Origin of the sequence: Bradyrhizobium sp. JR4.1, assembly GCF_040548605.1 — a bacterium.
Taxonomy (GTDB): domain Bacteria; phylum Pseudomonadota; class Alphaproteobacteria; order Rhizobiales; family Xanthobacteraceae; genus Bradyrhizobium; species Bradyrhizobium canariense.
On sequence record NZ_JBEPRY010000015.1, the window covers coordinates 92,779 to 104,441 of the forward strand.

Genomic DNA, 11,663 nt, shown 5'->3' on the forward strand with positions numbered 1-11,663 from the left:
CACGCTTCGCTTTGCCCACCCTACGGCACCTACGCTGTTCGCTCGCTCCTCTTCACCCGCCGTTTGCACGTACCCGGCAGTTTCGCTGCGAGAAAATCGCCGAGCGCCTCGACGCGTGCGGGGCGCGGGCCGCCGGGTGGCGTCACCAGATGCACGGCGCCTTCGACCTGCTTCCAGTCCTTCAGGATCACTTCGACCTCGCCGGAGGAGATGGCGTCGCCGACGATGAATTCTGGAAGGTCGGCGATGCCGAGGCCGGCGATCAGCGCCGGCATCACCGCGTCGCCGTTGTTGGCACGGAGCTGTCCGCCCGGACGCACGCTGGCCTGCTCGCCGGCCGCATTGGTGTAGTGCCAGACGTTCGGCGTCGAGAGATAGGCGTAGCTGAAGCATTTGTGAGCGGCCAGATGCATCGGATGCGTCGGTCGTCCCTCGCGCTTCAGATAGGACGGCGCGGCCACAGTGAAACGCGGCATGGTGAAGAGGCGCCGCGCGATCAACGAGGAATCCGGCAGCCGCGCGATCCGCACAGCCATGTCAAAGCCCTCGCCGATCAAATCGATGGTCGCATCGCTCAGATGCAGGTCTACCGAGACTTCGGGATAGGTTTCGAAGAACTCCGGCAGCAGCGGCGCCACCGCCTTGATCCCGAATGTCATGGGCACGGCGAGCCGCACCAGGCCCCGCGGCGCGACCGACTGCGCCAGCGCCTCGTTCTCCGCGGCTTCGCCATCGGACAGCAGGCGCGTCGCACGCTCGGCGAGCTTATGGCCAGCATCGGTCAGCGCGAGCCGGCGTGAGGTGCGGTTGAACAGCCGGGCGCCGAGCCGCCCTTCGAGGCGCGTGACCGCCTTGGACACCGTCGCCTTGGACATCGCGAGCTCGCTCGCGGCCCCCGCAAACGACCGTAATTCCACGACTTTTGCGAAAATCGCGAGTGCCTCGAAATCGGGAAGTTTGGCCATGGCGGGTCCGATCGGGATGTTTTTGGAAACAATACGTTTCAACAGTTTCTATTTATATACCACAGGCGGAGGCTTATCCAAGGGTCATCAGACATTCAGGGCTGGAGAAATCCAATGACCAAGAAGCTCTCAGGCAAGGTTGCCCTCGTCACCGGCGGCTCGCGCGGTATCGGCGCGGCCTCTGCCCGCGCACTCGCCGATGAAGGCGCTGATGTCGCCATCAGCTACGTTGCCTCTCCCGAAAAGGCGGAAGCGGTCGTCACCGAGTTGAAGGCCCGGGGCGTCAAGGCCCGCGCCTTCAAGGCCGACCAGGCCTCGGCCAAGGACGTGACGCAGCTCGTCAAGGCCGTCGCGAAGGAGTTCGGCCATCTCGACATCCTCGTCAACAATGCCGGCGTCGCGAGCGGCGGCGCGATCGACGATGCCAATGCCGACACCGAAGCGCTCGCCCGCCAGGACGCGGTCAACGTGCATGGCGTGATCGCGGCGATCCGCGCCGCTTCGCAATTGATGGGCGAGGGCGGCCGCATCGTCACCGTCGGTTCGATGCTTGCCGACCGCGCCTCGTTCCCGGGCCTTGCCGACTACGTCGCCACCAAGGCGGCCGTGGTCGGTTACACCAAGGGCGCAGCCCGCGACCTCGGCCCGCGCGGCATCACCGTGAACGTGGTGCAGCCCGGCTCGATCGACACCGACATGAATCCGAAGGACGGCGGCGAGTTCGCCGAGACCCAGCGCAAGCAGCACGCGCTGCAGCGCTTCGGCCGTCCCGAGGAAGTCGCCGCCGGAATCGTCTTCCTCGCAAGCCCGGAAGCCTCCTTCGTCACCGGCGCGGTGCTCAACGTCGACGGCGGTTTCGGCGCCTGATCAAGGCGCCACCCGCCAAAACAAGGAATTACGCAGATGATCGAACTCAGACCTTTCGCAAAGCTCGGCGGCGCCGATCACGGCTGGCTCAACGCCAAGCATCATTTCTCCTTCGCAAGCCATTATGACCCCGACAACATGGGTCACGGCGCCTTGCGGGTGTGGAACGACGACGAGATCGCGCCGAACACCGGCTTTCCAGCCCATCCCCACGCCAACATGGAAATCATCACCTATGTGCGCGAGGGCGCGATCACCCACCAGGACAGCCTCGGCAACGAGGGACGCACCGAAGCGGGCGACGTGCAGGTGATGAGCGCCGGCAGCGGCATCCGCCACTCCGAGTACAATCTCGAGCCGACCAAGACACGCATCTTCCAGATCTGGATCGAGCCGACCGCGCGCGGGGGGCAGCCGACCTGGGGCTCGAAGCCGTTTCCGAAAGGAGACCGCTCCGGCAAGCTCGTCACCATCGCGAGCGGCTTCGAGCAAGACACCGACGCGTTGCCGATCCGCGCCGATGCGCGGGTGCTCGCCACCACGCTGAAGGCAGGCGAGAGCGCGGAGTACGTGCCGCACAAGTCGCGGCACCTTTATCTCGTGCCCGCGGCGGGGTCGGTCGAGATCAACGGCGTGCGCGTCAACGCCCGCGACGGCGCCGCGATCCGCGACGAAGACAGCCTGAAGATCACGGCATTGGAAGATTCCGAGATCGTGCTCGTCGACGCGGCTTAGCAACGCATTCGTCATGCCGGCTTGTCCCGGCATGACGCTCCCGACACCCACCATCAAATCTGCATCCAACGGAGATCATCATGACCAAAGTTCTCGTCCTTTATTATTCCGCCTATGGCCACATCGAAGCGATGGCCAATGCCGTCGCCGAGGGCGCGCGCGAAGCCGGCGCCACCGTCGACATCAAGCGCGTGCCCGAGCTGGTGCCGGCCGAGGTCGCGAAAGCCTCCTATTACAAGGTCGACCAGACCGCCCCGATCGCCAAAATCGAGGACCTCGCCAATTACGATGCGATCATCGTCGGCACCGGCACCCGCTTCGGCCGCATGGCCTCGCAGATGGCGAACTTCCTCGACCAGGCCGGTGGTCTCTGGGCCAAGGGCGCGCTGCACGGCAAGGTCGGCGGCGCCTTCACGGCGACCGCGACCCAGCATGGCGGCCAGGAGACGACGCTGTTCTCGATCATCACCAACCTCTTGCATTTCGGCATGGTCGTGGTCGGCCTGAACTACGGCTTTGCCGGCCAGATGAAGCTCGACGAGGTCACCGGCGGCGCGCCCTATGGCGCCACCACGATCACCGGCGGCGACGGCAGCCGGCAGCCCAGCGCCAACGAGCTCGCCGGCGCACGCTATCAGGGCCGCCAGATCGCGGAGACGGCCAGGAAGCTGCACGGCTGAGCGCGGTTAAGCTTTACGCCTGAACCACTGCATGGCAGGTGCGATCTGGGCGGCATTCTCTTCGGGGGATGCCGCCCCATCTCTGTGGTCGGGATATTTCACCAAAAGCGATACGAATGGCTTTCGAACTCTTGTTGATCGCGCAGATGATCCGCAGGCCCGCCCAGGCGCTGGCGCGGCGATGGTATTGCCGCAGCCTGTTCCGCGCCTCGCGCGGCCGCTTTCATTGTGCCGGCTGCACGAAGGCGTGACCGGCTAGGCCTGCGTGATGTCCGCGTTGGGCTTGATGGGCGCAGTCGCGACAGGCGCCGGTGCCGTCGAGAGCCACCAGCCGTCACCGCCGAACCAGCACGTCTCGTCGGGAGCGCCCTCTCTCCGCAACGACTGCACGCCCTCCCATCCCCTTGCGAACGCCTCCGCCAGTCGCCGGGCAGCATCCGCATCCTGCAATCCCGCGCAGCCGATGAATTGGGCACGCCCGAGGAATTTGGCGGGCCAGGCTGCACCCTCGTCCGGGCGCGTGATCATCAGCATGCCGCCGAGCATGCCTTCAGGCGCGAGCGGAAACACCAGCCGCCCACCGGGCAGCAAGGCATCGAGCCATTCGGCAGCCGGCTGCGCCGCACCCGCGCAGACATAGATCACGTCGGCTCTGGGCAGATCGGACGCGATGCCCGAACGATCCCACACATCCACATGGTCGATGTCCTTCAGATTCTCGCGCGCGAGCCCTGCCAGACGTTCGTCGATCTCGTAGGCATGGACGCGGCCGCCAGGGCCGACGAGATGCGCGAGGATCGCCGTGTAGTAGCCGCTCCCCGCGCCGATCTGGATCACGATCTCGCCTTGCTTCACCGCGCAACCGCTGAGCCAATAGGCGTGCGCGCCGGGCATCCCGATATTGAGACCCCGCGCGCTGTCGAGCGCGAGCAGCGTGTTCTGGTAGAGGAAGGCGGGATCATCGTCGGGCGTCACGACATAGGGGTGTCCGCCAACCGAGATCGACCACGGCCCGGATCCGGCGAACGGCTCGCGCCTGACGGTGCGATAGGCTTCCTCGATACGGGGGTCTGTGGCCCTCGCCGCGGCGCAGATCAACTGTGCATAGAATGCGCGATATTTTGCCGAACGATCTTCCATGTCGCCTCCGGGAAACAGGCGACGATAACACAACGACTGCGATAATCGAGTGACCCTGCAATCCAGCGCGGCGCGTCAGCGCGCGCTCTTGCCCATCGCCTGCGCCGCAAAGGCGGCGAGCCTGGGGTGACGGCGCAGGCCCTGCGCGACATGGTCACGCCACGCGAAGGGCATGCCGCGCCAGGACAGCGCGACGCTGACATCGGTCAGCGGCACCGGCTCGGCGCCGAAGCGGCGCTTGTAGTCCTGGTTGCCGATGCTGAGGTCGAAACGGCGCACGCCGTCGGCATGCAGCGCCGCCATGGTGCGCTCGGTCACGAGCAGCCCCGGCGAGCAGTTCGACCAGGAATCGCCGGCGTGGCTGATGCGCAGCAGGAAATAGGTCGCACCAGACCTGACGCCGAGCGTGGTGGCAACGACGGCCTCGTCGCAGACCAGCGCCGAAATGACGGCGTAACCGTCCGCAGCACCCTGGCGGGCGACCTCGCGATAGAACTGCGCATGGGTTTCGTCGTTGAGGACGAAGCGCGAGCCGAGCTTTCGCATGCGCGCCTGCTGCTGGGCATCCATCACGTCCAGCAGCTCGCGCGCACGCGCGACATCGGTGGCGATCGCGAATCGCGCGCCGGCGTGACGGCTGAAGACGCGCCAGCAGCGTGGCATCTGCATGCGCTTGATCGAGGCCCGGTAATCTTCATAATCGTCGCCGGTCAGCACGAGGTTGCCGTTGAGCGAGCAGGATCCGATCCGGCCGAGCGACACCAGCGGGTTCGGGTTGCTGCCAATCTGGGCCGGCATCTTCTTCAGGCGCAGCAAATCGAAGCGGTCCGGCAATGCGCGCAATGCGTCGATCAACGCCTTGCCGATCGCATCCGCCGCCGCCGCGTCCAGCGCGGCATCGAGCGCCAGAATCGGCGCGTTGTTGTCGGAGACGCCGAGATCGGCGAATTCGACGATGCGGATGCCGCGCCTGAGATGGCTGATCATCGGCACCATTGCGATGTCCTTGCCAGTCGTGGCATCGGAGATCAATGCAATCAGCGGCGAGAGATCGTGGAACGCCTCGTACCAGGCGCTAAGCCAATAGCCATGCTGGAATGCAGTGCGATGGCCAGCGTTCAGGCGCGATGCGGCCTGCTTCCAGTCACGCACGAAATCGACCGCGATTCCCGACGCGCTGGACACAAGATCATCTGGTTGCTCGACGCTGAGGATCGTCATCCGCGGGACATGCGATTACTGGGTGTTTCCAGATAGATTATGTTTTGTCGCGGCCACAAGTGACCTCACCGCTTATCGTTAAGCCGATGCCACTGCGGCAGCACCGGCTGCGACAAGTCATCCGTTTCCGCGACGCATTGGAACCTGGCCAGGAAGTGCAGGCCGGCCACGGCAACAGCGAACATGAACCAGATCGGATTCTGCCGTTCGAGCAGGAAGGTCTCGGTGGCCCCGTAGTACAGGCCGAACAGCCACACGGTCAGGAACAGCTTTGCCAACGCACCGCTGCGGTTGTGAGTTCGGGCCGTCTGGAAATTGCCGAGCGGCGCGAGCACGAAGACGAGGATCACCAGCAACAACCCCGGAAGGCCGATGGTGACCGCGAGGTCGAGATAGCTGTTGTGGCTGTGCGCGGCGCTCGTTGCCCATTCGGCGCCCTGGACGGTCTGCCGTGCCGTCACGTCGTCCCAGAACGCGGCGTAGCCGTGACCAATGGTCGGCTTCTCGGCGACGGCTGCGAGCGTGAACTCCCAGATGGCAGAACGGCCGGTGAAGGTGGGATCGAGCGGAAGCAGCCGCGTCATCGCCCCGAGCGCCGGGCTCAGGACGCTGCCGACTGTCAGCAGGTTCATCACGATCAGCGGCACGAAGCAGATCATCCGCCTCAGCCACAGGCTCGGCGTGACGCAGACCAGCGAGGCGAGCGCGTAGATCGCAAGACACAGCACCGACGACGTCTTGCCGCCGGTGAAGATCAGGAAGATTCCGGCCAGCGCGGCGATGGCCGGCCCCATCACGAAGGAGCCGACGGCGGACAGATAAATGCCGACATAAATCAGGATGGTCATCACCGGCGAAGCGATGTTCTTGTGACCAAAGCTGCCGCGCCAGTCGCCGGCCAACTGCGGCTCGGTGACGTCGAGTGCGGTGTGCATCGAGTATTGCGGCGCCAGGAAGACGCCGAGATAGCAGAGGGTAAGCAATACGAGCGCGGCGCCGCCGAGACACAGGTTGAAGCTGCGCTGCGTCGGCGGCAGCAACGGCAAAAGCACCGCGAGCGACATCACGCTGGCTGCGAGCACGAAGCGCTGCATCGAGACTCCGCGATTCTCGGAGAAGACGATGTTGATCAACAGCCATCCGACCAGGCAGAGATGCAGCGGCGTCACCAGCGTCTTCAGCGCGGGCGCATCCGTTGCGGCGACCAACAGTACCGCGACCGCCGCCAGCAAGCCCCAGGAGACATAAGTGAGCGCCATCCGTCCGCCGACGACGGTGGTGACATCCTCGTTGCGCAGGTCAGGAAACGGATCGAGCGTCACCAGCACCAGGAGCAGGGCTGCGACTGCGACGAGGCAGCGCGCCGCCCGCACGGCGTCGATCCCCGCAAGCCCATCGCGCAGGACGCCGCCGAACGATCGGGCCTCGACGTCGGTCATATCAGTGGCGCTGCGATCCATGGCTCGAGAGTAGTGGTGAAGCCGGGGGAAGCTCCAAGAGTTAGCCGATCCCTGTTAAGCATTCGTCAACCAGTCCAACGGGGCTCTGCGGCACCGCCTGCGGCCGCACGATGCTCCGCGCGATTTCGTAATATTGAAGCGCGCGCTGTTCCAGCGTGAGGTTGTCGAGCACGAAGCCGCGCGGATCGAACGTATCGGCGGCGCACCCGGCCCAGAAATCATCCCAGCCCGCCTCGAACCCGGCGATGTCGACGAACTTGGCGCCGCAACGATCGTCCCAGTACGGCACCGACGAGACCGGGGCGAACTGGACGCGATGCGGATAATAATCGGGGTCCCGCCAGGGGCCGCCGGGATCCCAGGCGAGCACCGGGACGCCGCAAGACAATGCCTGCTGATAGGCGATGCCCTGGCTCTCGTTCTGGCAGAGGAAGATCATCGCACGCGATCGCGCGAGCGCGGCCCGATAGTCCTCTTCCTTGTAGCTGCCGTAACGCAGCTCGGTGAACGAGCGGCCTTCCCTCGTGAGCCGGGCGCGGACGGGTTCGATCAGCTCCGCCGCGTAGCGATCGCGGTCCCAATGCACCTTGTCGTAGATCAGGACGTCGACACTCTTTTGCGAGGTCGGCGACGGTGCCCAGAGATCCGTGTCGATGCCGATCGGCCAAGCCTCCGTGTCGGGCCAATGCGGCCGATACATGTCGGCGTACCACGGGCCGGGCACCACGACCTTCTTGACCGGCAGGCGCTTGAACAGGTCGGGATCGTCGAGCGGATGATTGTGGGCGGCAACGCCGAGCAGGATCGGATTTTTCCAGGCGAACTTGTCGAGCAGGAAGGTGCGGCCGATGATGCAGGCGAGTTCGCCCGGATGCCGCGCGATGTAGCCATAGTCGTTGACGCGATAGCGGATACCGAGCCGATCGAGTCCCGCACAGAGATTGAGGAACACGCGGAGCTGCCCGCTCATGCGCGGCTCGCCGAGCAGCATGCGACGCGCCATGCGCCGCAGATGCCGATCGCCGGGAAACCAGCGATCGTCCTTGTCCTCGTAGAACAGGTTGAGGACCATGTCGTCGGGATCGTAGTCGAATGTCTTTGCGGGCACTGGGTCCATCCGCGGCAGCCTGATGCGCATTCTCGCATGGGACCGGCTGCCGCACTCTTCCAAATTTGCCACAGGCTTAATGCCTGCGGCTTAACGCTAATTGACGAAACCAGCGCTGCGGCAGCCTTCGCGGCGACGCTTTTTTCCCAATGCGAGTATTATTCGCGACGGCCAAGGTTGCGATCGGTCGCATTCCCAACTCGCAGAAGCGCCCTGGTTAACAGACCGTTAAAGGCAAGCCGTATCTTGATCACCGCGGAAGACATTCTCGAATTGCCGGCGACATCGCGCGTCGTTTCGGCGGCGCGCGTCCCGCTGCAGGTCGGCTCAACCACGTCGGTGTCCGTCGTCATTCCGGCCAAGAATGTTGCGGCCTATATCGGCGAAACCCTCGCCAGCGCACTGGCGCAAACCGAGGTCACCGAAGTGATCGTCGTGGACGACGGCTCGACCGACAGCACCACCGCGATCGTCCATGCCATTCGTGACCCGCGACTGCGCCTGATGACCAACGGCGCCGCTGGCGTATCGGCAGCGCGCAATCTCGGCGCACAACATGCGAGCAGCCAATGGCTGCTCTTCCTCGATGCCGACGATCGCCTACGACCCGGCGCGGTCGCGGCCCTGCTGGCCGCTGCGCGTGCCGCGCCGCGAGCGGTTCTTGTCTACGGCGACTACAACACGATCGACAGCGAGGGACGGCAGATCGGCCGCCGGGATCTGCTGAAAGGACGCCGCAAACCGTCCGGCGACGTGCTGGCGCGGCTCGCGGCCGGAAACTTCATCGTCAATGGCGGCATTGCGCTGGCACGTGCAGAGGCCTTCCGCGCTATCGGCGGCTTCGACGTCTCGCTCAGATATTGCGAAGACTGGCACTGCTGGTGCCGCCTTGCCGCGATCGGCGAATTCGAATTTGCGCCAAACCTTCTGCTCGACTACCGCCTGCACACGGCCAACACCATGAACGCGGCGGTGCGGACGCCACAGGATTTCTTTCCGGCGATCGCACGAATATTCGACGACGGGTTGATCATGGCGCGACTGCCCGCGGGCATGGCAGCCGGGCTGCGCCAGGCCGCCGAGGTTCATCTCGTCACGTATTCGGCGATGCAAGCGGTCCGCTTCGGCAGATATCGCCAGGCCTTCGCCTATCTCGGGATGGTCGGGCGCCGCTCGCTCAAATCGCTGCCGCGTTCCGCGGTTAGGGTCGCCCTCGCCTGCTTCGGTATTTAGACCGCGACCTCGGCGTCAGGACGCGATCTTCGAGGCCTTATAGGGTTTCGGCTCGATGCCGAACGCGGCGAGCGCCGAGCCGAGTGCGACCATCACGGGATGCATCGCGACGAAGGCTTTCGACGATTTCAGCAGAGCGGCCGCGCGCACCAGCGACAACGGCAACCTCCCGAGCATCTGCGCAAACACCCACACTCGCGCCGCGGCGCCCTGCGCGGCCTTGGACTGCACACGATAATTGATCGCGCCGATGCGCAGGCCTCGCTTCACGATCCAGCCGAAACTGGTGCGGCTTTGCGGCACCGTCTCGGTGATGACTGCCTCCGCCGTCCAGTGGAACGTCATGCCGGCATTGCGGCAGCGCACGAAGAAATCGCAGTCGCCGCCCCCGAGGAAGTTGAAGCGCGGGTCGAAGGCCGGACGGGCGAACCTCTCGAACGCCGCACGCGTGATCAGGCAATTGCCGCAGCCGTAGATCAGGGGCACAGCGCCGCTGTAATCATAGGCGGGGCAGAAAACGGGGTGGCGCGAAAGCCAGGGCATGCTGCGATCCTCGAAGACCGGCAGCACCGGCCCGCCGACCAGATCGGCGCCGGTCGCCTCCGCGGTGCGAACCATCAGCTCGAGCCAATCGGGCGAGGCGATCTCGTCGTCGTCGATCATCAGGAACCGGGTCGCGGCGGGAAACAGCGCCAGCGCCGTCTCGAACGCGGCGTTGATCGCCTGGACGTTGCCTTGCCGTTTCTCAACCAGGCAGACACCCTGAAGCCTGCCATCGGCGAGATATTCCGCGGCCACCGGCGCGCTTTCGCGCCGGACCGCATCGTTCTCGACCATGACGACGGCGAAGGAGCGCGGGGTGCGCTGGCTGGCGAGCGAGTCCAGCGTCGACCGCAGATGCTGCGGGCGGCGGAAGCAGGGGATGCAGACGACGATACCAACCGACAGGTCGATAATCCGGGAGCTGGCCGCGATCTCCCGGTGGGGATCGCGCACGGCATCCGAGATACGCGTGGCGGACAGGTCTGTCGGGATCAATGTCATGACGTTCTAGATGTCCGAGATAGATTGAAAAAGCCCTGCTTCGATCCGGGGATCAGCGCCGTCCCGCGACGGCACATCGCCGCGGGACAGGCACGTCCCAAAATGAACGGCCGGTTTGAGCCTCGCGACGGCGCCACGCCGCCGATTTTCCGCCATCCATGCACTTAACTGATTTCGGGTGTTTCTGCTGCGAAGCCTTGCGCGCAGTGATACTGCAATTCGCGGTCCACCGTGCCGACGGTGGCTGGCGTGGACGATACCGTAGTTAACGCACATGCTCATTAACCCGATCGTAAGTACCGCGACGGGTGAAGCGTCGCGGTATCGGATTTGCTCTACGGGCACACGAGACTTTTCCTGTAAATTTAAGTCGAACAAGCGCGGTCAGAAAATATGAACAAGCCAGCCACGATCGATTTCGCGACAGCCACGGCGGTCCAAATTCCCGCGGCCATGGCACGCACTCAGGCGCTGCACGATCTCGTCCCCGGTGAAGCCCGCGACAGCCTGCTCGCCGTCCACGACGTACTGCGCCGCGAACTGCCGCAGGGCCAGCTCGCCACCTACGAAGCCGGAGGCGGCTCGTGCAGCGTCCTGCCACCGGAATTGCTGAGCCGCAGCAAGGTCACCGTCGTCGACATCGACGAGGACCAGGTCCGCAACAACAGCTACGCGGACGAAGCGATCGTCGGCGACGTCCAGACCTACCGCTTCGGGCGCGAGACCTTCGATCTGGTGATCTGCTACAACGTGATCGAACATCTTCCCAACGTCGACGCCGCACTCCTGAATTTCCGAGATGCGCTCAAGCGCGGCGGGATGATCCTGATCGGCGCGCCCAATCCGCGCTCGTTGTCCGGGGTCGTCACCAAATACTCGCCGCACTGGTTCCACGTCTGGTTCTACCGGCACATTCGAGGCATCAAGGATGCCGGCTTGCCGGGCGAGCCGCCGTTCCCGACCTTCTTCCATCCCCTGGTGTCGCTACCGAGGCTCGAAGCGTTCGCCGCCGCCAATGGCCTCGAGATGATCTACCGCCGTGAGGTCGAGAGCCCGCGCTATCCCGAGATGCGCCGGCGCAAGCCGCTGTTCGCAGCCCTGGTCGACGCCGGCGCCGCCGTGCTCAACGCCATGCTCCCGCGCGGGACCGACGTCCGCCGCGGCGATTATCACGTCATCCTGCGGAAAAGCTGACGGCCATGGTGCGCGC

The 11,663-nt window shown here is 65.0% G+C and carries 12 protein-coding genes; 6 read left to right on the forward strand and 6 right to left on the reverse strand.

Annotated features, from left to right (window positions below):
• Positions 1–29: 29 nt before the first annotated feature.
• Complete coding sequence (locus tag ABIB90_RS26220; RefSeq protein WP_354201639.1) at positions 30–965, reverse strand: LysR family transcriptional regulator; 936 nt, start codon at positions 963–965, stop codon at positions 30–32.
• Between the two features lie 114 nt (positions 966–1,079).
• Between ABIB90_RS26220 and ABIB90_RS26225 the strand changes: the two genes are divergently transcribed.
• The 4 genes from ABIB90_RS26225 to ABIB90_RS26240 all read left to right on the forward strand — a co-directional run bounded on the left by ABIB90_RS26225 (position 1,080) and on the right by ABIB90_RS26240 (position 3,498).
• The gene (locus tag ABIB90_RS26225; protein WP_007596994.1) at positions 1,080–1,832 is read left to right on the forward strand and encodes an SDR family NAD(P)-dependent oxidoreductase; all 753 of its coding nucleotides are present in this window, start codon (positions 1,080–1,082) and stop codon (positions 1,830–1,832) included.
• Between the two features lie 36 nt (positions 1,833–1,868).
• Positions 1,869–2,567: a pirin family protein gene (locus ABIB90_RS26230; protein ID WP_354201640.1), complete on the forward strand. Its 699-nt coding sequence runs from the start codon at positions 1,869–1,871 to the stop codon at positions 2,565–2,567.
• 80 nt (positions 2,568–2,647) lie between these two features.
• The gene (wrbA, locus tag ABIB90_RS26235; RefSeq protein WP_007596996.1) at positions 2,648–3,247 is read left to right on the forward strand and encodes an NAD(P)H:quinone oxidoreductase; all 600 of its coding nucleotides are present in this window, start codon (positions 2,648–2,650) and stop codon (positions 3,245–3,247) included.
• Between the two features lie 116 nt (positions 3,248–3,363).
• Complete coding sequence (locus tag ABIB90_RS26240; RefSeq protein ID WP_354201641.1) at positions 3,364–3,498, forward strand: hypothetical protein; 135 nt, start codon at positions 3,364–3,366, stop codon at positions 3,496–3,498.
• A 4-nt stretch (positions 3,499–3,502) separates the two neighbouring features.
• Here the strand turns inward: ABIB90_RS26240 and ABIB90_RS26245 are convergent, their stop codons facing one another.
• The 4 genes from ABIB90_RS26245 to ABIB90_RS26260 all read right to left on the reverse strand — a co-directional run bounded on the left by ABIB90_RS26245 (position 3,503) and on the right by ABIB90_RS26260 (position 8,176).
• The gene (locus ABIB90_RS26245) at positions 3,503–4,387 is read right to left on the reverse strand and encodes a protein-L-isoaspartate O-methyltransferase family protein (protein WP_354201642.1); all 885 of its coding nucleotides are present in this window, start codon (positions 4,385–4,387) and stop codon (positions 3,503–3,505) included.
• Positions 4,388–4,462: 75 nt separating this feature from the next.
• The gene (locus ABIB90_RS26250; protein ID WP_354201643.1) at positions 4,463–5,608 is read right to left on the reverse strand and encodes a GNAT family N-acetyltransferase; all 1,146 of its coding nucleotides are present in this window, start codon (positions 5,606–5,608) and stop codon (positions 4,463–4,465) included.
• A gap of 65 nt (positions 5,609–5,673) precedes the next feature.
• A complete protein-coding gene (locus ABIB90_RS26255) occupies positions 5,674–7,068 on the reverse strand; it encodes an O-antigen ligase family protein (RefSeq protein ID WP_354201644.1) in 1,395 nt (464 codons plus the stop codon).
• 40 nt (positions 7,069–7,108) lie between these two features.
• The gene (locus tag ABIB90_RS26260; RefSeq protein WP_354201645.1) at positions 7,109–8,176 is read right to left on the reverse strand and encodes a glycosyltransferase; all 1,068 of its coding nucleotides are present in this window, start codon (positions 8,174–8,176) and stop codon (positions 7,109–7,111) included.
• Positions 8,177–8,422: 246 nt separating this feature from the next.
• Between ABIB90_RS26260 and ABIB90_RS26265 the strand changes: the two genes are divergently transcribed.
• Positions 8,423–9,409: a glycosyltransferase gene (locus tag ABIB90_RS26265; protein ID WP_354201646.1), complete on the forward strand. Its 987-nt coding sequence runs from the start codon at positions 8,423–8,425 to the stop codon at positions 9,407–9,409.
• Between the two features lie 15 nt (positions 9,410–9,424).
• On the opposite strand, the gene ABIB90_RS26270 is transcribed toward ABIB90_RS26265, so the two are convergent.
• The gene (locus ABIB90_RS26270) at positions 9,425–10,453 is read right to left on the reverse strand and encodes a glycosyltransferase family 2 protein (protein WP_354201647.1); all 1,029 of its coding nucleotides are present in this window, start codon (positions 10,451–10,453) and stop codon (positions 9,425–9,427) included.
• Between the two features lie 393 nt (positions 10,454–10,846).
• Here ABIB90_RS26270 and ABIB90_RS26275 point away from each other — a divergent pair, with 393 nt between their 5' ends.
• The gene (locus ABIB90_RS26275) at positions 10,847–11,647 is read left to right on the forward strand and encodes a class I SAM-dependent methyltransferase (protein ID WP_354201648.1); all 801 of its coding nucleotides are present in this window, start codon (positions 10,847–10,849) and stop codon (positions 11,645–11,647) included.
• The last annotated feature ends 16 nt before the right edge of the window (positions 11,648–11,663 follow it).

Excerpts from the sequence above, each read along its gene's own strand:
- ABIB90_RS26255 (WP_354201644.1), bottom strand. The coding sequence starts at position 7,068 with ATGGATCGCAGCGCCACTGATATGACCGACGTCGAGGCCCGATCGTTC.
- ABIB90_RS26250 (WP_354201643.1), bottom strand. The coding sequence starts at position 5,608 with ATGACGATCCTCAGCGTCGAGCAACCAGATGATCTTGTGTCCAGCGCG.
- ABIB90_RS26220 (WP_354201639.1), bottom strand. The coding sequence starts at position 965 with ATGGCCAAACTTCCCGATTTCGAGGCACTCGCGATTTTCGCAAAAGTC.
- ABIB90_RS26275 (WP_354201648.1), top strand. The coding sequence starts at position 10,847 with ATGAACAAGCCAGCCACGATCGATTTCGCGACAGCCACGGCGGTCCAA.
- ABIB90_RS26245 (WP_354201642.1), bottom strand. The coding sequence starts at position 4,387 with ATGGAAGATCGTTCGGCAAAATATCGCGCATTCTATGCACAGTTGATC.
- ABIB90_RS26240 (WP_354201641.1), top strand. The coding sequence starts at position 3,364 with ATGGCTTTCGAACTCTTGTTGATCGCGCAGATGATCCGCAGGCCCGCC.
- ABIB90_RS26230 (WP_354201640.1), top strand. The coding sequence starts at position 1,869 with ATGATCGAACTCAGACCTTTCGCAAAGCTCGGCGGCGCCGATCACGGC.
- ABIB90_RS26270 (WP_354201647.1), bottom strand. The coding sequence starts at position 10,453 with ATGACATTGATCCCGACAGACCTGTCCGCCACGCGTATCTCGGATGCC.
- ABIB90_RS26225 (WP_007596994.1), top strand. The coding sequence starts at position 1,080 with ATGACCAAGAAGCTCTCAGGCAAGGTTGCCCTCGTCACCGGCGGCTCG.
- wrbA (WP_007596996.1), top strand. The coding sequence starts at position 2,648 with ATGACCAAAGTTCTCGTCCTTTATTATTCCGCCTATGGCCACATCGAA.